The organism is Tardiphaga sp. (assembly GCF_028290785.1).
Classification (GTDB): Bacteria; Pseudomonadota; Alphaproteobacteria; order Rhizobiales; family Xanthobacteraceae; genus Tardiphaga.
Map to the genome: position 1 here is coordinate 1 of NZ_JAQGJD010000179.1, position 20,625 is coordinate 20,625.

Sequence of the window (20,625 nt, forward strand, 5' to 3'; positions counted from 1 at the left end):
GAACGCACTGCGGCCAGCCTGGCCTTGGTGAACTTGCGACGCTTCATGCCGATGATGTTGAGGCCTTCGAGGCTGGCATACTGGCCGTTGGCGAGGCCGAACGGAATGATGTCGCCGCGTACGCCGGAGAGCCCGCCGACCATCGCCTGCGGGCCGATGCGGGTAAACTGATGCACTGCCGAGAGCCCGCCCATGAACACGAAATCGCCGATCTCGGAATGGCCGCCGAGCGTCGCCGAGGTCGCGAAGATGACGTCGTTGCCGACGTGGCAGTCATGGCTGACATGGGCGCAGTTCATGAAGTAACCGCGGTCGCCGACGGTGGTGATGCCGCCGCCGGCGACCGTGCCGGCATTCATGGTGACGGATTCGCGAATGGTGCAGCCGTCGCCTATCACCAGTTTCGTCAGCTCGCCCTTGTAGCTCAGCGACTGCGGCGGCGTGCCCAATGACGCGAAGGGATAGATGATACAGCCGGCGCCGATGGTGGTCTGCGCGGTGATGTGGACGTGGCCGATCAGCTTGCAATCCGGCCCGATCACCACGTTCGGCCCGACGATGCAGTACGGACCGATCGTGGTGCCTTCGCCGATCACGGCGCCATCGGCAATCCGCGCCGTGGGATCGATACTGCTCATCTAGATAGCCCCGTCTCAGCTCTGTGGCGACGTTGAATCGCTGAGTTTTTTGCTGGTAATGCGCGCAAACGGTACTGTCCAGTAACGTCTGGTTTCGCTCCATTGCGCCTGCCGGCAACAATCTAAAGCTGCCTCTGCCCTTTCAGGGCACCTCAGTCCGTCAGCATCGCGCCGACGTCAGCGGAGGCGACGATGACGCCGTTGACCTTGGCGTCGCCATGGAACCACCACATGGTCTTCTTCCGGCCGATGCTGCGCATGTGATATTCGACGGTGTCGCCGGGCATCACCGGCTTGCGGAACTTGCACTTGTCGATGGTCAGGAAGTACACCGCGCGCGGCTTCTGGGTGCCTTCCACTGACATGATGCCGATCACGCCGGCGGTCTGCGCCATGCCCTCGATCATCAACACGCCCGGGAATACCGGACGATCCGGGAAATGGCCGAGAAACGCCGGCTCGTTGATGGTGACGTTCTTGATGCCGACACCGCTGTAGTCCTTGCGGATATTGACGACGCGGTCGATTAGCAGGAACGGATAACGATGCGGCAGCGTCTTGAGGATGGTGTTGATATCGACCAGATCATAGGCAATCGGCGATTCCTGATCGATCGGTGAAACTTCGCTCATTGCCCGCCCTCGTCCTTCGCATCCTGCGAACTCATATTCGCGCCCGGCGCGCTGTCGCGTCCGAGTTTCTCCACCGCGAGAATCTCGCGGAACCATTGCTTGGTCGGCTTGGCAAAGAACCCGCCCCAGCGGCCCTTGGCCGGGATGCTGTCCTTGACGCCGCTCATCGCGGTGACCTGCGCGCCGTCGCCGATCGTAATGTGGTTGTTGACGCCGACCATGGCGCCCAGTGCGACGTTGTCGCCGAGCGTGAGGCTGCCAGCAAGCCCACATTTCGCGGCGATCAGGCAATGCCGCCCGACGGTGACGTTGTGGCCGATCTGGACCTGGTTGTCGATCTTGGTGCCCTCGCCGATCACGGTATCGCGCAGGCTGCCGCGGTCGATCGTGGTGCCGGCGCCGATCTCGACATCGTTCTGGATCAGCACGCGGCCGGTCTGCGGCACCTTGAGATGGCTCTCGGCACCGAAGATAAAGCCGTAGCCGTCCTGCCCGATGAGGCAGCCGGGATGGATCAGCACATTGTTGCCGATCAGCGCGAACTGGATCGAGGAGTTGGCGCCGACATTGCAGTCACGGCCGATCTTGACGCCGGCGGCGATCACCGCGCCGGAGCCGATCACCGAACCCGAGCCGATCTCGACGTCAGGCCCGATCACCGCCAGCGGATCGACAGTTACGTCGTCCTCGAGGTGCGCCGAGGGATGGATGATGGCCGAGACCGCGATGCCGGTCAGGCCGAAGCCGGACTGCGGGCGCAGCGCGTCGTCATGCCAATCGCGGCTCAGGGCCACAAAGGCCGCAAACGGGTTTTTGGCGCGCAGAACGGCGATATCGGGGGGAATGTCGCCCTTGTAACGCTCGCTCACCAGCACCGCTCCGGCGCGGGTCTGCGCAAGCTGGCCGGCGTAACGGACGTTGTCGAAGAATGCGAGATGGTGCGGGCCGGCCTCGTCGAGCGAGGCCAGGCCGCTAATGCGCTGGTCGGCCCGGGTGGGGTCGACCAGTTGCGCCTTCGCCGACGCGGCGATTTCAGCCAGCGTCAGCGACGGCGATTGCTTGAAGAATGTCGGCTGCGCCATTCCACCCGTCGCGGTCCGGCCGGAGATTAAACTCAGAACGAAGTTCCGCCGCCAAACTTGAACTGCTGCACGCGATCGTACTGGCCCTTGGTGATCGGCACCGCATAGTCGAAGCGCAGCGGACCGAACGGGGACTGCCAGATCAGACCGACACCGACCGAGGAGCGCACGATGTTGCCGTCGTCATAGGTCATGCCGTTGCAGGTGCCGACCGATGTTCTGGAGGCAGGAGTACAGACGCCGTTACCGCTTGAACCGGCCTTGAACGACTGGTTCTCCCCGGTCTGCGCCCAGCTCGTCGGACCCTGATAATCCCACAGGCCGCCGGCGTCGGCATAGACGGCGCCCTTGATGCCAACTTCCTTCGGCAGGAACCAGAATGGCATCTGCAATTCGGCGGAGGCGCCCCAATACTTGGTGCCGCCCAGCGCGTCACCGTTCGAGCCCAGCGCCATGTAGCTGATGTCACGCGGCCCGATGCCGTTCTGTGCGAAACCACGAACCAGGTTCGGACCCATCTGGAAATGATCCAGCATGCGAATGTCCTGACCGACCTTGTTCAACATGCCACCCTGCACCCGCAGCAAACCAACGATGTCGGCCACCAGCGGGGTGTAGTACTTGGCGTCGAACGTGGACTTCAGGTAGCTGACGTCGCCGCCAACGCCCGCATAGTCCTGCTTCCACTCGAGGAACAGGCCGTCGGTGGGGTTCTTGTTATTGTCGAGGGTGTTGTAGTTCAGCGTGTAGCCGACCATCGAGGTCAGCGACTTGCCGTTCGCCAGTTCCCGGCGCACCGGCAGCGAGGATTCGCCGTCGGAGTAGCAACCGAAGTTGGTCGTACCGTCAGGATTGGTCAACAGCCCCTGGGCATTCAACGAACCGGGTGTGTTCAACCCGCTGCTTGCAGGAAGCAGATTGTTACAATTCGCATAGGCCGACGGCAGCGAGATCTGCTGCTGGTAGATCGAGTAGCGCAGCTGCAGCGAGAGATCCTCACGGAGCTGGAAACCGAGCCGCGGGCTGAAGCCGATGGTCTTGGTGTTGTACGAGATGTAACTGTTGGACAGCTGCTCGCGATAGAACGCGTCGAGGCCCAGCGCGACGCGGTAGTCGAGCAGATAAGGCTCCACGAAGGACAGCGACAGGCCGCGGGCGTACTGGCCGTACTGCACCGACGCCTTGGCGTACAGGCCGCGACCGAGGAAGTTACGCTCGGAAATGCTGACTTCACCCAGCGCACCGTCGGTGGTCGAGTAACCGCCCGAGACCGAGAAATCGCCGGTGGACTTCTCTTCCAGATCGACCACCAGGATCACGCGATCACTGGACGAGCCGGGCTCGGTCGAGACCTTCACAGTCTTGAAGAAATCGAGGTTCTTCAGGCGGCGCTCGGCACGATCGACCAGCGCGCGGTTGTAGGCGTCGCCTTCCGACACGTCGAATTCGCGGCGGATGACGTAATCGCGGGTACGAGTGTTACCGCGCACGTTGATGCGTTCGATGTAGGTGCGCGGGCCCTCCTCGATGGCAAAGCCGATCGAGACGGTGTGCGCTTCGAAGTTGCGGTCGCCACGCGGACGGACGATGGCGAAGGCATAGCCGCGTCGCGAGGTCTCGATCTGCATTTCCTCGACCGACTTCTCCAGCGCTTCCGCGTTGTAAAGCGAGCCGACGTTGACGCGCGAGAAGGCCCGCAGCGAGTTGGCATCGAGGGTCGAGATGGTGGACTGGAAATCGACCGACGCGACGCGGTACTGCTGGCCTTCCTCGATCTTGAAGGTAACCAGGAAGCCCTTGCGGTCGGGATCGTATTCGGTGAGCGCGGCAACCACCTGCACGTCGGCGAAGCCGTTCTTCAGGTAATAGCGGCGGATCAGGTCGCGATCGGCTTCGACGCGGTCCGGATCATAGATATCGCCCGAGGCGAGGAAGCTCAGCAGGTTGGATTCGCGGGTCTTGATGATGTCCTTGAGGCGGTAGGACGAGTAATAGTTGTTACCGATGAACTCGATCTGCTTGACGCCGGTCTTCTGGCCTTCGCTCACCGTGAAGATCAGATCGACGCGGTTGTTCGGCTGCTCGATGATCTCGGGCACGACGCTGACGTCGTAGCGGCCGGAGCGGCGATAGATCTCGGAAATGCGCGAGGCATCGGCCTGCACCATCGGGCGCGACAGCGTGCCGCGCGGCTTCGACTGGATCTCGGCGGTGAGCTGGTCGTCCTTGACCTTCTTGTTGCCTTCGAAGGCGATGCGGCCGATCACCGGATTTTCGATCACGGAGACCACGATGCGGCCGCCGCCCTGGTTGATCTTGACGTCCTGGAACAGGCCGGTCTCGATCAGGGCCTTGAGGCCGTCATCGATATTGCCCTGGTCAAGGCGACCGCTCGGGCCGGGCCGGAAGTAGGAACGGATCGTCTCGACATCGACGCGGCGGTTGCCCTCGACAGCGATCGACGCGGCGGTCTGCGCAGAAGCAGCCGTAGAAACCAGCGCTGCAGTCACCGTGGCGGCGACCGGCATGGCGACCATGATCGAGGCGGCGATCAAGCCTCCCCGCAATACCCGCAAACCAAACTTCATGCGCAGCGCGCCCTTATCATTCCATCGCCAGCCCGCACCCCTACGGACTGACAGAATCCCATTTGTTGCCTCGCTTGTAGCCAATTTTACCAAACTGGCAAATGACCATTCGCGGGGCGATTTCAATTTCATTCCAAGACGTTGCCTATCGGCCACGTTGTCCCGAAATCGCATCATGACGCAGCCAGATGAAGAATGTCGTTATAGGTCGCAAACACCATCAACATCAGCACAAGTCCCAGCCCGATACGGAATCCGTACTCCTGCGCGCGCTCCGACAGAGGCCGGCCGCGGACCGCCTCGACGACGTAGAACAAAAGATGACCGCCATCGAGCAGCGGCACCGGGAACAGGTTGAGCAGCCCGATCGAGATCGAAAGTACCGCGGCCAGGTGAATCAGGGCGGTCAGGCCGATGGTCGCCACCTGCCCGGAGATCTGGGCGATTCGCATCGGCCCGCCGATCTGGTCGGCGGCCTCGCGGCCGGTGAATACGCCGCCGATATAGGCCAGGGTGCGGTCCACCACGAACCAGGTCTCCTTGACGCCGAGCACGAAGGCGGCAGCAGGACCGACCCGTTCGGTGGTGACCTCGCCGGCCGCGGTGGCGCGGGTGATGCCGAGCACGCCGAGGCGGTGCACGTTGCCGAAGGAATCCTTGACCTCCTTCATTTCCGGCGTCGCCTTCAGCTCGACGGTGGAATCGCCGCGCTTGATGCTGAACGCGAGTTGCTCGCCGGCCTTGATGCCGACGATGCGCTGCATGTCGGAGAAGCTGCCGATCGCGCTGCCGTCGATCGACTTGATGACGTCGCCGGACTGGAACCCGGCCTTCTCGGCGGCACTGCCCGCCTGCACTGTATCAACCTGGGCGGTAGTGCTCGGCTTGCCGAAGAAGGTAAACAGGCAGGTGAAAATGACAATGGCGAGAATGAAATTGGCGATCGGCCCGGCGGCGACGATGGCGGCGCGCTGGCCGACCCGCTTGTGATGGAAGCTGCCCTGCCGCTCTTCCGCCGACATGGTCGACAAGGCGGCCGACGACGGCGTCGAGGCTTCGCTCTCATCGCCGAAGAATTTGACGTAGCCACCGAGTGGGATCGCCGAAATCTTCCAACGGGTGTTGTGGCGGTCGTTGAAGCCAATGATCTCCGGTCCGAAGCCCAGCGAGAACGTCAGCACCTTCACGCCATTCCAGCGCGCGACCAGAAAGTGGCCGAGTTCATGGAAGAACACCACAATCGTCAGCACGAACAGGAACGGGATGATGTAGCCGATGAACCCGTGGCTTAACGTACTGAAACTATGTTGGAAAAACTCAAGCATCCGGATCCCCTACACGCGAAGCCAGAGGCTCCGTCCCCGATTTTCTAGGATGCCTTTGCGGCAATTTGAGGCAAGAGGGTGGCAGCGGTTTTTCTCGCGCCATGGTCAACGGCGATAGCGTCATCGGCCGACGACAAAGGTGCCAAATTACCCGCCCTTACCCATTCATTCATGGTCGCCTCAACCAGCCGCGCGATCGCGCCGAACCGGATTTTCTGCGCGATAAAGGCGGCCACCGCGACCTCGTTCGCGGCGTTGTAGACGGTGGTCGCGCCATGGCCGGTGCGCAGCGCGTCATAGGCCAGCTCCAGCCCCGGGAAACGCGCGTAATCCGGCGCCTCGAAGGTCAGCGTGCCGATCGCCGCCAGATCCAGCGGCGCGGCGCGGCCGGAAATACGGTCCGGCCAGCCCAGGCAATGCGCGATCGGCGTGCGCATGTCCGGCGAACCCAGTTGCGCCATTACCGAAAAGTCCCGGAACTCGACCATGCCGTGAACGATCGACTGCGGATGCACCAGCACGTCGATCTCGTCCGGCGACAGCGCGAACAGGTACGAGGCCTCGATCACTTCGAGGCCCTTGTTCATCATCGACGCGGAATCGATGGTGATCTTCTGCCCCATCGACCAGTTCGGATGCTTCAGCGCCTGCGCCAGGGTCGCCTGCTCGATATCGGCGGCGGCCCAGGTGCGGAACGGACCGCCCGAGGCGGTGATGATGACGCGGGTGAGTTCCTCGCGGTTGCCGGAGCCGAGCGCCTGGAACAGCGCATTGTGCTCGGAATCCGCGGGCAGGATGCAGGCGCCGGCCTTGGCGGCGCGCTGCATGAAGAAATCGCCGGCGCAGACCAGGCATTCCTTGTTGGCCAGCGCGATGGTGGCGCCACGATCGACCGCGGCGAGCGCGGGCTTCAGCCCGGCGGCGCCCGACACGGCGGCCATCAGCCAGTCCGACGGGCGCTGCGCGGCTTCGACGATGGCGCTGTCGCCGGCGCCGCTTTCGATTCCCGTACCGGCCAGGCCAGCACGCAGTTCGGCGAGCTTCGATACATCGGCCACCGCCACGTAGCGGGCGCGGAACTCCCTGGCGAGCGACACCAGGGCCTCGACGTTGGTGTTCGCGGTCAGCGCTTCCACCTGGTACCGGTCGGGCGAGGCGCGCAGCAGGTCCATGGTGCTGTCGCCGATCGAGCCGGTCGCACCCAGCACGGTTACGCTACGCACGGCGGACGCCGAAGCCTTGTTGTTTCGCAGGGGTACAGCACTCATCGAATCACCAAACCATAAGACCGCGGCCGACGCCATCCGCGCCGCCCCGCAAAACACCGATCAACGCAGCTGCAACAACCGCGAACACATAGCCATCGAGCCGGTCCAGCAAGCCGCCGTGACCGGGAATGATGTGGCTGGAATCCTTGACGCCGAATTGGCGCTTCACCGCGGATTCGAAGAGGTCGCCGAGTTGCGAGACGACGGTCAGCGCCGTCGCTAGCAGCAGCAGCGGGATCAGTTGTCCGATACCGTAAGCGGCAAAGCCGCCGGCGACACCGAGGCTCAGCACCCAGCCGCCAATCGCGCCGGCCCAGGTTTTTTTCGGGCTGACGCTCGGCCACAGTTTCGGGCCGCCGATCCCCCTGCCCGCGAAGTAGCCGCCGATGTCGGTCATCCAGACGATCAGCAGCACGAACATCAGCGCGGAAAAGCCCCACACCGCATCAAGGCGCACGATCACGGACGCAGCGAGCGCGGCCGCGGCATAGACGACGCCGAGCGCGACCCAGCCCATGCGGTGGGCGCCGACGATCATCCGCCATTCGATGAACAGGCCGATCGAAATCAGCGTCACCAGGCCGAACCACCACCAGCCACCGGCATAGGCCACGCCGATGGCGACGGGAATCAACACCAGCGCGGTCAGCACCCGCATCAGGAGATTTCGCAGACCCCGGTCATCCACCTGCTTCGGTGTCGCGTTGTCGTGGTTCACGCCTGTCACGAACCGGTCTTCGCGGCGAGGCCGCCGAAGCGGCGCTCGCGCCGGGAATATTCGGCGATGGCGCCTTCCAGCGCGGCCTTGTCGAAGTCCGGCCAGTGGATCGGCACGAACACGAGTTCGCTGTAGGCGGCCTGCCACATCAGGAAGTTCGACAGCCGCTGCTCGCCGGACGTGCGAATGATCAGATCCGGATCCGGAATGTCCGGCGCGTCGAGGTATTGCCCAAGGGCATCGGCGTTGATGCTGTCCGGCGTACGCTTGCCGTCGGCAACTTCCTGCGCCAGGCGCTGCGCGGCCTTGGCGATTTCGTGCCGCGATCCGTAGTTGAAGGCAACGACGAGATTGAGCCGGGTGTTGCCGCGCGTTAGATCCTCGGCCTCGCTGAGGAGGCTGCGGATATCGGGATCGAGGCCCTCGCGCTCGCCGATGACACGGACGCAGACGCCATCCGCATGCAGCGAGGCCAGATCGTTACGGATGAAGCGGCGCAGCAGGCCGAACAGGTCACGGATTTCGGTCGCCGGGCGCGACCAGTTTTCCGAACTGAACGAAAAGATTGTCAGATACTGGATGCCGAGTTCGTGGGAAGCGCGCACCACACGGCGCAGCGCATCAACGCCGCGGCGATGGCCTTCGGCGCGCGGCAGGCCGCGGGCCGCAGCCCAGCGGCCATTGCCATCCATGATGATCGCGACATGCAACGGCGTGGATCGGTCCGATCCATCGGTTGCGGGCGCGGCGGCGTTCGACATCGGTTGGTCCCCGGCGCATGTCCGCCAAAGTGTGAGTCGTCTGGCTACAAGAACATGCGCGCTTTAACAATTAGGAGCGTCATTGCCGACGCGCCTAGACCGTCATGATTTCCTTTTCCTTGGCCGACAGCAGTTGCTCGATCTCGGCGATCGAGGCGTCGGTGGCCTTCTGCACTTCGTTATCGAGGCGCTTCTGGTCGTCCTCGGTGATCTCGTGCGCCTTTTCGAGCTTCTTGATGTGGTCGATGCCGTCGCGGCGGACATGGCGCACGGCGACCTTGGCGGCCTCGGCGTACTTGTTGCCGACCTTGACCAGTTCCTTGCGGCGCTCTTCGTTCAGTTCGGGAATCCGCAGGCGCAGCACCTGGCCTTCGGTGGCCGGGCTGAGGCCGAGATTGGAATCGACGATCGCCTTTTCCACGGCCTTAACCATCGACTTGTCCCAGACCTGCACCGACAGCAGGCGCGGTTCGGGAACCGAAACGGTCGCGACCTGGTTCAGCGGCATGTGGCTGCCATAGGCTTCTACCTGCACCGGCTCCAGCATCGAGGCCGACGCGCGCCCGGTGCGCAATCCGCCAAGTTCGTGCTTCAAGGCCGCGGTGGCGCCCTGCATACGACGCTTCAGGTCGTTGATATCGAATGGGGCCATGGGGGCCATGCAGCTCTCCTCTTGAAACCTGTGGGCCCGACCCTGCAACCGCGGCCGGACCTGAATTGAAGATCAGCCCGCGACGATGGTGCCGCGACCCGTACCGCTCAGAATGGCGCCGATCGAACCCGGTTCGGCGATGGAAAACACAATGATAGGCAGCGACGTCTCGCGGGCAAGCGCGAAAGCGGTGGCATCCATGACCTTGTAGTTGCCCTCCACCGCCTGCGAGTGGCTGAGCCGTTCGAACCGCGTGGCGGCGGGATCCTTCTTCGGATCCGCACTGTAGACGCCATCGACGTTGGTGGCCTTCAGCACCGCCGTGGCGCCGATTTCGGCCGCGCGCAGCACCGCGGTGGTGTCGGTGGTGAAATACGGATTGCCGGTGCCGCCGGCCAGCAGCACGATGCGGCCCTCGGACAAGTATTTGTGCGCCGCGGCACGGGTGAACAGCTCGCAGACCTGCGGCATCACCATCGCCGACAGCGTGCGCGCCGGCACCGCACGGCGCTCGATCGCGGCTTCCAGCGCCAGGCAGTTCATCACGGTGGCGAGCATGCCCATGGTGTCGCCGGTGGGACGCGATACGCCGCGGGAAGACACTTCGACACCGCGAAAGATATTGCCGCCGCCGACCACGACGGCGATCTCGACGCCGAGCTTTTGGGCCGCGATGAGGTCGCCGGCGATGCGGTCGATGGTGGGCTGGTCGATGCCGAACGGCTGGCCGCCGGCAAAGTATTCGCCTGAAAGTTTGATCACGACGCGACGATAGAGCGGCTCACCCATGATGCGATCGCTTCCTTTCGAGGCGGCAACTCCCGGCGTCGATCCGCCGGGAGGTCTCAGGTCGTGCTTACTTCTGGCCGCTGGCGGCGGCGACTTCGGCGGCGAAGTCCGAGGTCTGCTTCTCGATGCCTTCGCCGAGCGCGTAGCGCACGAAACCGGTCAGCTTGATCGGCGCGCCGACCTTGCCTTCGGCTTCCTTGACGGCCTGCGCCACCGACTTGGAGGTGTCGTGGATGAAGGCCTGATCGAGCAGGCAGACTTCCTTGTAGTAAGTCTTCAGGCCGTTCTCGACGATCTTCTCGATCATCGCTTCCGGCTTGCCCTGCTGGCGATACTTGTCGGCCATCACGTCCTTCTCGCGCGCCACGACGGCGGGATCGAGCGACGCCGAATCCAGCGCCTGCGGATTGGCGGCAGCGACGTGCATCGCGATCTGCTTGCCCAGGGTGGCGAGCTCATCCTTCGAACCGGTCGATTCCAGCGCGACGATGATGCCCATCTTGCCGAGGCCTTCGGTGACGGCATTGTGCACGTAGCTCGACACGACGCCGGCCGAGACTTCCAGCACGGCGGCGCGGCGCAGCGACATGTTCTCGCCAATGGTCGCGATCGCTTCGGTGATCGCGGTCTCGACGGTGACGTCGCCGACCTTGTGCGCCTTGATGGCATCGACGTCGCCGCCGACCTTGAGCGCGACCTGGGCGATCATCTTGACCAGGCCCTGGAACTGCTCGTTGCGGGCCACGAAATCGGTCTCGGAATTGACTTCGACGACGACGCCCTTGGCGCCGGCGGTGACAACGCCGATCAGACCTTCCGCAGCGACGCGGTCAGCCTTCTTGGCGGCCTTGGAGAGGCCCTTCTTGCGCAGCCAGTCGATCGAAGCCTGCATGTCGCCATCGTTGGCGGCCAGTGCGTTCTTGCAATCCATCATGCCGACGCCGGTGGTCTCGCGGAGGTCCTTGACCATCGCTGCGGTAATCGTTGCCATCGTTGAACCCTTTGCCTGCCGGGGCGAGCGCGGCGCAGCCAATGCTGCACGCCGCGCTCTGCCACAGGAACTGTCATCGTGAGAAGGTAGAATTGAAAAGTGTGGCCGGATTACCGGCCACACTGACACTCGAACGCGTGAGCGTTTATTACTCGGCTTCCGCCGTCATCGCCTTGGCCTGGGAGACCCAGCCATCGGCACGGGTCGGCAGGCCGACCTCTTCGCCGATCTTATGCGCGGTGTCGTGATCGAGTTCAGCCAGCTGCCAGAAATGGAAGATGCCGAGGTCGTTGAACTTCTTCTCGATCTCGCCGGACACGCCGGTGAGCTTCTTGAGGTCGTCGGCAGAGCCGCGCGGACCGGCGAGACCCTGGAAGCCGACCGGCTCCGGAGCCGCGATGGCTTCGGCGACGGGGGCTGCGGATGCGCCGATGTCGTAGCCGGAATCGCCCTGGGCGCGCGAGATGCCGTCGATCACGGCGCGAGCGATCAGGTCGCAATACAGCGTCAGCGCACGGCCAGCGTCGTCATTGCCCGGGACCACGTAGGTGATGCCCTTGGGGTCCGAGTTGGTATCGACGATTGCCGCCACCGGGATGCCCAGACGCTGGGCTTCCTGGATCGCAATGTCTTCCTTGTTGGTGTCGATCACGAAGATCAGGTCGGGCAGACCGCCCATGTCCTTGATGCCGCCGAGCGAACGGTCGAGCTTGTCGCGCTCGCGCTGCAGCGTCAGGCGCTCCTTCTTGGTGTAGGAAGACGCGTCGCCCGAGTTCAGCACTTCCTCGAGATGGCGCAGGCGCTTGATCGAGCCCGAGATGGTCTTCCAGTTGGTCAGCGTACCGCCGAGCCAGCGCGAATTGACGAAGTACATCGCCGAACGCTTGGCAGCTTCCGCCACGACGTCCTGGGCCTGGCGCTTGGTGCCGACGAACAGGATGCGGCCGCCCTTGGCGACGGTGTCGCTGACAGCCTGCAGCGCGCGGTGAAGCAGCGGCACGGTCTGGGCGAGATCGATGATGTGGATGTTGTTGCGCGCGCCGAAGATGTAATCCGCCATTTTCGGATTCCAGCGGTGCGACTGGTGGCCAAAGTGGACGCCGGCTTCGAGAAGCTGACGCATAGAAAATTCAGGGATCGCCATAGTTCTAATTCTCCGGTTGGTTCCTCCGGAAGCGTGTGAGCAATCAAGCGTTTATGCAGGAAATCTGCAGTGGGGCCGGAATGCCACCGGACGGCCGTTAAGCCATGCTTCCGTGTGAGATGGCGCGGTATATAGCCGGATTCCCGGGATAAGCAAGGCAATACGGACGTTTGGGCGCCTGCGGCATGGCCTTTGTACCGAGGCCGAGCGGATCAGGCCTGCTCCCTCAAAATACTGCCGCGCTGGGGAATGCCTGCGCACGGTACCCCAATCTTGACGAACGGCCCCGCCGGCGAGACGATCCGCCTATGCATTTCGATATTTTGGGCGAAATCGCAGACGTCGAGACCATTGCAGCTGGAACCGGGATTCGCGAAATCGCCCGGCTTCGCAAGCTGTACGGTCGCGGATTTTGGCGTAAACGCAAGGGGATCGGCCACGTGCGGTTACCGGATGGCAATATCCGTTTAGCTGAAATACATTGATATGAGGCCCACGCAATCGGCCGCAAAGAGTACAAGATCAAGCAGCTCCTTTGAGGGCAGTGACTATGGCAAAGACACCATCCAAAAGGCTTGTTGTGTGCCTCGACAACGAAGGCTACGCCGCATCGCTCGAAAGGCGGAAGATTTACATCGCGCTCCCCGATCCCGATGCCGACAAGAATGGCCTACTGCGCATCATTGACGAATCCGGCGAGGATTACCTCTATCCGAAGGCGTCGTTCAGCCCGATTACACTGCCGCCGCCCCTGAAGAAGGCCGTGCTGGCTGCCTGAAATGGGTGGGCCCTACCCGCCTCCCTACAGCATCTCGACCTGGACCACCCCGGTCACCGCCTTGATGGCGCCGGCGATCTGCGGCGAGATGCGGAAGCGGCCGGGGAGCTTCATTTCCACCTCGGTGTCGAGGTTCAGCATCATCACCAGCGAGACATCGCCTTCCCCGGCCCCGCCGGAAGGCGCGGTCGGCTTTGGCGGCAATACGCCGCGGCCGGTGGCGGCGGCGGCCGGGGCGTCGCCCTGCAGGCGCTTGACGATGGAATCCAGCGGCTTGGTGTCGCGCAGGAAGATCCGCAGCCCCTTCTGGGTCTTGGCGGCGGCGGCGTCGAGCGGCTCGGCATGCAGCACGCGGGCGCGGACGTCCTCGCCCTGCAGCTCGGCGCCGAGCTGCAGCAGCACCGCGGTGCCCGGCTCCAGCACGTCGCGAAACTGGGCCAGGCCTTCGGAGAACAGCACCGCCTCGAAATGGCCGGTGGGGTCGGACAGGCCCATGATCCCCATCTTGTTGCCGGTCTTGGTGCGGCGTTCCATGCGCGACACCACGGTGGCCGCGACGCGGCCGGCGGTGGCGCCTGATTTCACGGCGCGGCAGAATTCCGCCCAGCTCTGCACCCGCAAGCGCTTCAGCACCACCGAATAATCGTCGAGCGGATGGCCGGACAGGAAGAAGCCGATGGCGTCGTATTCGCGGCGCAGCTTCTCGGCCGGCAGCCAGTTGTCGATCTGCGGCAGCATGATGGTGGGCGCATCCGCCGCGCCGCCGAACATGTCGTTCTGGCCGACGGTGGTGGCCTCATGGCTGCGCTGGCAGGCGGCCAGGATCGCCTCGGCGCCGCCGAACACCCGCGCCCGGTTGGCGTCCAGCGTATCGAAGGCGCCGGCTGCGGCGAGGCTCTCGATGACGCGCTTGTTGATCGCGCGCGGGCTAGCGCGCGAGGCAAAATCCGCCAGCGACGTGAACAAGCCGTTCTTGCGTTCCTCGACGATCAGATCCACCGCGGCGCCGCCGACGCCCTTGAGGCCGGCCAGCGCGTAGAAGATGGTGTTCTCGGCGACCTCGAAGGTGGCGGCGGAGCGGTTGATGTTGGGGGCTTCGAGTTTGATCTCAAGCCGCTGCGCTTCGGCGCGGAATTCCGACAGCTTGTCGGTATTGCTCATGTCCAGCGTCATCGACGCCGCGATGAACTCGACCGGGTAATGCGCCTTCATATAAGCGGTGTGATACGACACCAGCGCATAGGCGGCGGCATGCGACTTGTTGAAGCCGTAGTCCGCGAACTTCGCGAGCAAATCGAAAATCGTATTCGCCTGGTCCTTGCCGACGCCGTTCTTGACCGAGCCCGCGACGAAGATCTCGCGCTGCTTTTCCATCTCGGAACGGATCTTCTTGCCCATGGCGCGGCGCAACAGGTCGGCGTCGCCGAGCGAGTAGCCGGCCATCACCTGGGCAATCTGCATCACCTGTTCTTGGTAGATGATGACGCCGTAGGTTTCCTTCAGGATCGGCTCCAGCATCGGATGCATGTATTCCGATTGCTCGTCGCCATGTTTGCGGGCGCAGTAGGTCGGGATGTTGGCCATCGGGCCCGGCCGATACAGCGCCACCAGCGCGATGATGTCCTCGAACCTGTCCGGCCGCATGTCGACCAGCGCGCGCCGCATGCCCTGGCTTTCCAGCTGGAACACGCCGACCACTTCGCCCTTGGCCAGCATCCCATAGGTCGCCGCGTCGTCGAGCGGCAGCGTCGTGAGGTCGATGTGGATGTCGCGCTGCTTCAACAGTTTTACGGCGACGTCGAGCACGGTCAGCGTCTTCAGGCCGAGGAAGTCGAACTTCACCAGGCCCGCGGGCTCGACCCATTTCATGTTGAACTGGGTAACCGGCATGTCGGATTTCGGATCGCGATACATCGGCACCAGCTCGGAGAGCGGGCGGTCGCCGATCACGATGCCGGCGGCGTGGGTCGAGGCGTGGCGGGTCAGGCCCTCCAGCCGCAGTGCGATGTTGAAGGCGCGCGCCACGATCGGGTCCTCGTCGCGAAACGCCTGCAGCTTGGGCTCGGACTCGATCGCCGCCGCCAGCGTCACCGGCGCCGCCGGATTCTGCGGCACCAGCTTGGTCAGCTTGTCGACCTGGCCGTAGGGCATCTGCAGCACGCGGCCGACGTCGCGCAGCACGCCGCGCGCCTGCAGCGTGCCGAAGGTGATGATCTGCGCCACCTGGTCGCGGCCATAGCGCTGCTGCACATAGGTGATGACCTCGCCACGGCGCTCCTGGCAGAAGTCGATGTCGAAGTCGGGCATCGAGACGCGTTCCGGATTGAGGAAGCGTTCGAACAGCAGGCCGAAGCGGAGCGGATCGAGATCGGTGATGGTCATCACGTAAGCGACCATGGAACCCGCGCCCGAACCGCGCCCCGGGCCCACCGGAATGCCCTGTTGCTTCGCCCATTTGATGAAGTCGGCGACGATCAGGAAGTAGCCGGCATAGTTCATGCGGTTGATGACGTTGAGCTCGAAATCGAGCCGCGCGCGGTAGTCTTCCTCCGACATGCCCTGCGAGAGGCCGTGAATCCTGAGACGGTTGGTCAACCCCTCCTGCGCCTGGCGCTTCAGCTCCTCGGCCTCCTCGCTCTCGGCGCCGGCGGCGTTGGAACTGGCGCCGACGGTGAAGCGCGGCAGAATCGGCTTACGGGTGCGCGGCCGGAACGAGCAGCGCTCGGCGATCTCCACGGTGGAGGCCAAAGCCTCCGGAATGTCGGCGAACAGCACCGCCATTTCCGAGCGGGTCTTGAAGCGGTGCTCCGGCGTCAGCTGGTCGCGCTCGGTGTCCGCGATCATCTTGCCGCCGGCGATGCACAGCAGCGCGTCATGGGCCTCGTAATCTTCGGCCGCGGCGAAATACGGCTCGTTGGTGGCCACCAGCGGGAAGCCCTTGCTGTAGGCCAGATCGATCAGGCCGGCCTCGGCGCGGCGCTCTTTCTCGACGCCGTGGCGCTGCAGCTCGATGTACAGCCGGTCGCCGAACAACGAGGCGAGGCGGTCGCAGCGCGTCGCAGCGAGCGCGGCCTGGTCGGCATTGATGGCCAGCGCGATCGGACCTTCCGGCCCGCCGGTCAGCGCGATCAGGTCTTCGGCCTCCTCAAGCAGCCACTCGAACTTGATATGCGGCGTCTGGTGGATCGGGGTCTCCAGGAACGCCCGCGAATTCAGCTTCATCAGGCTGCGGTAGCCGCGCTCCCGCGCCGCCAGGAACACCATCCGCGCCGGCACCGCATTCAGGGCGTTGCGGGCGTTGGGGTCCTGGTCACCGAAATCCACCGCGATCTCGCAGCCAATAATCGGCTGAATGCCGTAGCCGACGAGCTTCTCGGAAAATTCCAGCGCGCCGAACATGTTGTCGGTGTCGGTCAGCGCCAACGCCGGCTGGCGGTCGGCCTTGGCGAGCGCGGCCAGCTTCTCGATCTTGATCGAACCCTTCAGCAGCGAATAGGCCGAATGCGTGTGCAGGTGGACGAAACCGGCATTGGACACGGCTGCGGGCTTTTGGTTCATGGGCTGGGCGATCATCGACTAGAGGGTGGCGGCGGCCGCACGGCCGACTCGCAGACCTATCGTGATGGCTGGGCCCCGGGCTGTCCACGCGAAACCGGCGCCACGGGGAAAGCGTCCCCATTATCCCGGCAAAGCTCACGCCGGACCGCCTCAGAGCTGCGGGATCACCTGCGCCCAAACCGCAATCATGCCGATGAACAGCACGATCGACGCCAATGCCGCAGCTTCCTCAACGAATGTCTTCAACATTTCAGCCTCCGGAATCATAAGGAACATATGAAGAACATTGTTCTCATTCTGTTCTTAAGTCAACGGCTACCCGGAGCACTTCGCGACGAGGCTTAACAATTGGTTTCGGGGATTGCCGGTCCACAGGTGATCGGAAACATTGCGCGACGATGTGAGTTGACGAATGCCGGTCCGCCCGGCTTTCTACCGCAGCGAAATCACATGCGCCGGCGCCCGAGTCGGCAGGAGAATATCATGCGTGCAGCCCTGTTTGCCCTACTCGCCGTCGGCGCGGTTTCGGCCCTCGATATCGCCCCCGCCGAAGCGCGCGACTATCCGTTCTGCATGCGCACGCGCTACGACACAGACCAGTGCAGCTATTATACGTATCAACAGTGCGCGGCGACCGCGAACGGGCTCGGCACCACCTGCTTCGCCAATCCGGCGCTTGCCTACAATCAGCAATATTACGACGAGCAGCCGGCGCCGCGCCGCCGTCATCGCCACTACCGCGCCGATTGAGGCGCGACGTCGAGCTGACGGATTACGCCAGCTCGATCACCTTGCCGTTTTGCAGCGACACCCGGCGGTCCATGCGGCCGGCCAGTTCCATGTTGTGGGTCGCGATCAGCATCGCCACCCTTGTCGCCTTCACTAGCTGCATCAGCGCCTTGAAGACGTGATCCGCGGTGTGCGGATCGAGATTGCCGGTCGGCTCGTCGGCGAACAGCACGCGTGGTGCGTTAGCGACGGCACGGGCGATCGCCACGCGCTGCTGCTCGCCGCCTGACAGTTCCGACGGCCGGTGGGTGATGCGATCACCGAGACCGAGATAGGCCAGAATCTCCTTGGCGCGAACCACGGTCTCGGAACGCTTCAGGCCGCGGATCATCTGCGGCATCATGACGTTTTCCAGCGCGGTGAATTCCGGCAGCAGACGGTGCGACTGGTAGACGAAGCCGATGTCGGTGCGGCGGATCTGCGTGCGCTCGGTGTCCGACAGGCCCGAAGTCGCGGTGCCGCCGACATAGACTTCGCCCTCGTCCGGGCTCTCCAGCAGGCCTGCGATATGCAACAGCGTCGACTTGCCGGAGCCTGACGGCGCCACCAGCGCCACCGACTGCCCGGCCCACAGCGCCAGCTTGGCGCCGTCGAGAATGCTCAGAACGGTCTCGCCCTGGGTGTATTGCCGCTTGATGTCGTGGAGATAAACCACCGGGACTTCTTCGCCGGGCTGCGCCATGTCGGTCATCTCTACTCGTACCTTAGCGCTTCGACGGGATCGAGGCGCGCGGCGCGCCACGACGGATACAGCGTGGCGAGGAACGACAGCGTCAGCGCCATGATCACCACCGCGCTGGTCTCACCGACATCGACGTCGGCGGGCAGCTTGGAGAGGAAATACAGTTCCGGCGAGAACAGCTCGGTGGAGGTCATCCAGGAGATGAACTGCCGGATCGATTCGATATTGAGGCAGACCACGAGGCCGACGACAAAGCCGGTCAGCGTGCCGACCACGCCGATCGCGGCGCCCGTGATCAGGAAGATTCGCATGATCGAGCCCTGCGAGGCGCCCATGGTGCGCAGGATGGCGATGTCGCTGCCCTTGTCCTTCACCAGCATGATCAGGCCGGAAACGATGTTCAGCGCCGCCACCAGCACGATCAAGGTCAGGATCATGAACATGACGTTGCGCTCGACCTGCAGCGCATTGAAGAACGTCGAATTGCGCTGCCGCCAGTCGACGATGAAGATCGGCCGGCCCGCGGCTTCGGTGACGCTCTTGCGGTATTCGTCGATCTTGTCGGGATTGGTGGTGTAGACCTCGATCGAGGTGACATCGGAAGCGCGGTTGAAATAGGCCTGCGCCTCGGCCAGCGGCATGAACACGAAGGTGCCGTCATATTCCGACATGCCGATCTCGAACACCGCGGCGATCCGGTACGGCTTGATGCGCGGGGTGGTGCCCATCGGGGTCACTGCGCCGCGCGGCGCCACCAAGGTGATGTTGTCGCCGGCATGCACCGAGAGCTGGTCGGCGAGCCTTCGGCCGATCGCGACGCCCTGCCCCTCGTCAAAATTCTCCAGCGTGCCCTGCTTGATGTTCTTGGCGATGGAGGTGAGGTTGTTGAGGTCCGCCGAGCGGATGCCGCGCACGAATACGCCGGAGGCGTTGAACGGCGACGACGCCAGAGCCTGGCCATCGACCACCGGGGCTGCGAGCCGGATGCCCTTGACACCGCTGATGCGGTCGGCGACGTCCTTCCAGTCGGTCAGCGGGCTCTCCAGCGGCTGCACCAGCAGATGGCCGTTCAATCCCAGGATCTTGTCGAGCAGTTCCTTGCGGAAGCCGTTCATGACGGCCATCACGATGATCAGCGTGGCGACGCCGAGCATGATGCCGAGAAACGAAAACCCGGCGATGACGGAAATGAAGCCCTCCTTGCGGCGCGCGCGCAAGTAGCGACCGGACAGCAGCCATTCGAAGGCGGCGAAGGGTGGGGTTCGAACTGGCTCGCTCATGGCATCATCCATCGCCCGATTCCCATACGAATCGGGCTCATTCTAGCTGCATCATGGGCGATGCGGTGACCGCACAGTGGATAAGTCGTCAGGAAGTCAACTTTGCGACGGCGTCGGCCGCGCTGATGTTCTCGCGCGAACCGTCGCTGCGCCGCTTCAATTCGACCTTGCCTTCCGCCAGCCCCTTCGGACCGACGAGAATCTGCCAGGGCACGCCGATCAGGTCGGCGGCTGCGAACTTGGCGCCGGCCCGCTGGTCGGTGTCGTCGTAGAGCACCTCCACGCCCTTGGCGGAGAGTTCGGCGTACAGCGCCTCGCAGGCCGCGTCGGTGTCGGGCGAGCCCTGCTTCAGGTTGAGGATCACGGCGCGGAACGGCGCCACCGCCTCCGGCCACTTGATGCCGTTCTCGTCATGGCAGGCCTCGATGATCGCGCCCACCAGGCGCGAAACGCCGACGCCGTAGGAGCCGCCATGGACCGCCTGCTCGGCGCCGTCAGGGCCGGCCACCAGCGCCTTCATGGCGTCGGAATACTTGGTGCCGAAATAGAAGATCTGGCCGACTTCGATGCCGCGGGTGTGGACCTGTTTTTCGGCCGGCACTTCGCGTGCGTAGCGCTCTGCGTCGTGGACGTCTTCGGTGGCGGCGTAGACGGTGGTCCACTGCTTGATGATGTCGGTGAGGTCAGCGTCGTAGTCGATGTCATCTGATGGCACCGGCAGATTTAGCACGTCGCTGTTGCAGTACACCGCTGACTCGCCGGTCTCCGCCAGCAAGATGAATTCGTGGCTGTGGTCGCCGCCGATCGGGCCGGTCTCGGCGCGCATCGGGATCGCCTTGATGCCCATGCGGGCGAAGGTCCTGAGATAGGCGACGAACATCCGGTTATAGGTGCGCAGTGCTGCGGCTTCGTCGATATCGAACGAATAGCCGTCCTTCATGAAGAACTCG

General features: G+C 63.8%; 19 protein-coding genes. 3 read left to right on the top strand and 16 right to left on the bottom strand.

Annotation, left to right across the window (positions count from 1 at the left end):
• The 12 genes from lpxA to JWR89_RS10480 all read right to left on the bottom strand — a co-directional run.
• Positions 1-638, bottom strand: a 638-nt coding sequence (gene lpxA / locus JWR89_RS10425) for an acyl-ACP--UDP-N-acetylglucosamine O-acyltransferase (RefSeq protein ID WP_299715297.1), incomplete at its 3' end; no start/stop codon positions are given.
• A 152-nt stretch (positions 639-790) separates the two neighbouring features.
• A complete protein-coding gene (gene fabZ / locus JWR89_RS10430) occupies positions 791-1,270 on the bottom strand; it encodes a 3-hydroxyacyl-ACP dehydratase FabZ (RefSeq protein ID WP_299715300.1) in 480 nt (159 codons plus the stop codon).
• Positions 1,267-2,352 carry a UDP-3-O-(3-hydroxymyristoyl)glucosamine N-acyltransferase gene (lpxD, locus tag JWR89_RS10435; protein WP_299715303.1) on the bottom strand — a complete coding sequence of 362 codons (1,086 nt, stop codon included), beginning with the start codon at positions 2,350-2,352 and terminating at the stop codon, positions 1,267-1,269. Before lpxD ends, fabZ begins: the two co-directional genes overlap by 4 nt.
• A 32-nt stretch (positions 2,353-2,384) precedes the next feature.
• Entirely contained in the window at positions 2,385-4,940 is a 2,556-nt protein-coding gene (gene bamA / locus JWR89_RS10440) for an outer membrane protein assembly factor BamA (protein ID WP_299715306.1), read from the bottom strand.
• A 173-nt stretch (positions 4,941-5,113) separates the two neighbouring features.
• Complete coding sequence (gene rseP / locus JWR89_RS10445) at positions 5,114-6,265, bottom strand: RIP metalloprotease RseP (RefSeq protein ID WP_299715309.1); 1,152 nt, start codon at positions 6,263-6,265, stop codon at positions 5,114-5,116.
• A gap of 44 nt (positions 6,266-6,309) precedes the next feature.
• On the bottom strand, positions 6,310-7,533 hold the full coding sequence (gene dxr, locus JWR89_RS10450) for a 1-deoxy-D-xylulose-5-phosphate reductoisomerase (RefSeq protein ID WP_299715312.1): 1,224 nt from the start codon (positions 7,531-7,533) through the stop codon (positions 6,310-6,312).
• A 4-nt stretch (positions 7,534-7,537) separates the two neighbouring features.
• Positions 7,538-8,191: a phosphatidate cytidylyltransferase gene (locus tag JWR89_RS10455; RefSeq protein WP_299715341.1), complete on the bottom strand. Its 654-nt coding sequence runs from the start codon at positions 8,189-8,191 to the stop codon at positions 7,538-7,540.
• Between the two features lie 65 nt (positions 8,192-8,256).
• Complete coding sequence (locus JWR89_RS10460) at positions 8,257-9,012, bottom strand: isoprenyl transferase (protein WP_299715315.1); 756 nt, start codon at positions 9,010-9,012, stop codon at positions 8,257-8,259.
• 94 nt (positions 9,013-9,106) lie between these two features.
• On the bottom strand, positions 9,107-9,664 hold the full coding sequence (gene frr, locus JWR89_RS10465; protein ID WP_299715344.1) for a ribosome recycling factor: 558 nt from the start codon (positions 9,662-9,664) through the stop codon (positions 9,107-9,109).
• A gap of 72 nt (positions 9,665-9,736) precedes the next feature.
• Positions 9,737-10,453, bottom strand: a complete 717-nt coding sequence (pyrH, locus tag JWR89_RS10470; RefSeq protein WP_299715318.1) for a UMP kinase — start codon at positions 10,451-10,453, stop codon at positions 9,737-9,739.
• A 67-nt stretch (positions 10,454-10,520) separates the two neighbouring features.
• A complete protein-coding gene (gene tsf, locus JWR89_RS10475; protein WP_299715321.1) occupies positions 10,521-11,444 on the bottom strand; it encodes a translation elongation factor Ts in 924 nt (307 codons plus the stop codon).
• Positions 11,445-11,592: 148 nt separating this feature from the next.
• The gene (locus JWR89_RS10480) at positions 11,593-12,588 is read right to left on the bottom strand and encodes a 30S ribosomal protein S2 (RefSeq protein ID WP_299715324.1); all 996 of its coding nucleotides are present in this window, start codon (positions 12,586-12,588) and stop codon (positions 11,593-11,595) included.
• Between the two features lie 308 nt (positions 12,589-12,896).
• Here JWR89_RS10480 and JWR89_RS10485 point away from each other — a divergent pair, with 308 nt between their 5' ends.
• Together JWR89_RS10485 and JWR89_RS10490 are read left to right on the top strand one after the other, a co-directional pair.
• Positions 12,897-13,073, top strand: coding sequence for a hypothetical protein (locus JWR89_RS10485; RefSeq protein ID WP_299715326.1), 177 nt, complete (start codon positions 12,897-12,899; stop codon positions 13,071-13,073).
• Positions 13,074-13,138: 65 nt separating this feature from the next.
• On the top strand, positions 13,139-13,366 hold the full coding sequence (locus JWR89_RS10490; protein WP_299715329.1) for a hypothetical protein: 228 nt from the start codon (positions 13,139-13,141) through the stop codon (positions 13,364-13,366).
• Between the two features lie 24 nt (positions 13,367-13,390).
• On the opposite strand, the gene dnaE is transcribed toward JWR89_RS10490, so the two are convergent.
• On the bottom strand, positions 13,391-16,903 hold the full coding sequence (gene dnaE, locus JWR89_RS10495; protein ID WP_299715346.1) for a DNA polymerase III subunit alpha: 3,513 nt from the start codon (positions 16,901-16,903) through the stop codon (positions 13,391-13,393).
• A gap of 504 nt (positions 16,904-17,407) precedes the next feature.
• Here dnaE and JWR89_RS10500 point away from each other — a divergent pair.
• The gene (locus JWR89_RS10500; RefSeq protein WP_299715332.1) at positions 17,408-17,674 is read left to right on the top strand and encodes a DUF3551 domain-containing protein; all 267 of its coding nucleotides are present in this window, start codon (positions 17,408-17,410) and stop codon (positions 17,672-17,674) included.
• A 22-nt stretch (positions 17,675-17,696) separates the two neighbouring features.
• On the opposite strand, the gene JWR89_RS10505 is transcribed toward JWR89_RS10500, so the two are convergent.
• From JWR89_RS10505 to JWR89_RS10515, 3 genes are all read right to left on the bottom strand, one after another.
• Positions 17,697-18,395, bottom strand: a complete 699-nt coding sequence (locus tag JWR89_RS10505) for an ABC transporter ATP-binding protein (RefSeq protein WP_299715349.1) — start codon at positions 18,393-18,395, stop codon at positions 17,697-17,699.
• Between the two features lie 11 nt (positions 18,396-18,406).
• On the bottom strand, positions 18,407-19,687 hold the full coding sequence (locus JWR89_RS10510) for a lipoprotein-releasing ABC transporter permease subunit (RefSeq protein WP_299715335.1): 1,281 nt from the start codon (positions 19,685-19,687) through the stop codon (positions 18,407-18,409).
• A 76-nt stretch (positions 19,688-19,763) separates the two neighbouring features.
• Positions 19,764-20,625 (bottom strand): proline--tRNA ligase (locus tag JWR89_RS10515; RefSeq protein ID WP_299715338.1); only part of this gene is annotated, 862 nt, incomplete at its 5' end.

Coding starts and splice junctions, on each gene's coding strand:
- lpxD (WP_299715303.1), bottom strand. CDS start 2,352: ATGGCGCAGCCGACATTCTTCAAGCAATCGCCGTCGCTGACGCTGGCT.
- JWR89_RS10485 (WP_299715326.1), top strand. CDS start 12,897: ATGCATTTCGATATTTTGGGCGAAATCGCAGACGTCGAGACCATTGCA.
- tsf (WP_299715321.1), bottom strand. CDS start 11,444: ATGGCAACGATTACCGCAGCGATGGTCAAGGACCTCCGCGAGACCACC.
- frr (WP_299715344.1), bottom strand. CDS start 9,664: ATGGCCCCATTCGATATCAACGACCTGAAGCGTCGTATGCAGGGCGCC.
- JWR89_RS10480 (WP_299715324.1), bottom strand. CDS start 12,588: ATGGCGATCCCTGAATTTTCTATGCGTCAGCTTCTCGAAGCCGGCGTC.
- JWR89_RS10455 (WP_299715341.1), bottom strand. CDS start 8,191: ATGCGGGTGCTGACCGCGCTGGTGTTGATTCCCGTCGCCATCGGCGTG.
- JWR89_RS10500 (WP_299715332.1), top strand. CDS start 17,408: ATGCGTGCAGCCCTGTTTGCCCTACTCGCCGTCGGCGCGGTTTCGGCC.
- JWR89_RS10505 (WP_299715349.1), bottom strand. CDS start 18,395: ATGGCGCAGCCCGGCGAAGAAGTCCCGGTGGTTTATCTCCACGACATC.
- dxr (WP_299715312.1), bottom strand. CDS start 7,533: ATGAGTGCTGTACCCCTGCGAAACAACAAGGCTTCGGCGTCCGCCGTG.
- rseP (WP_299715309.1), bottom strand. CDS start 6,265: ATGCTTGAGTTTTTCCAACATAGTTTCAGTACGTTAAGCCACGGGTTC.
- fabZ (WP_299715300.1), bottom strand. CDS start 1,270: ATGAGCGAAGTTTCACCGATCGATCAGGAATCGCCGATTGCCTATGAT.
- JWR89_RS10510 (WP_299715335.1), bottom strand. CDS start 19,687: ATGGATGATGCCATGAGCGAGCCAGTTCGAACCCCACCCTTCGCCGCC.
- pyrH (WP_299715318.1), bottom strand. CDS start 10,453: ATGGGTGAGCCGCTCTATCGTCGCGTCGTGATCAAACTTTCAGGCGAA.
- JWR89_RS10490 (WP_299715329.1), top strand. CDS start 13,139: ATGGCAAAGACACCATCCAAAAGGCTTGTTGTGTGCCTCGACAACGAA.
- bamA (WP_299715306.1), bottom strand. CDS start 4,940: ATGAAGTTTGGTTTGCGGGTATTGCGGGGAGGCTTGATCGCCGCCTCG.
- JWR89_RS10460 (WP_299715315.1), bottom strand. CDS start 9,012: ATGTCGAACGCCGCCGCGCCCGCAACCGATGGATCGGACCGATCCACG.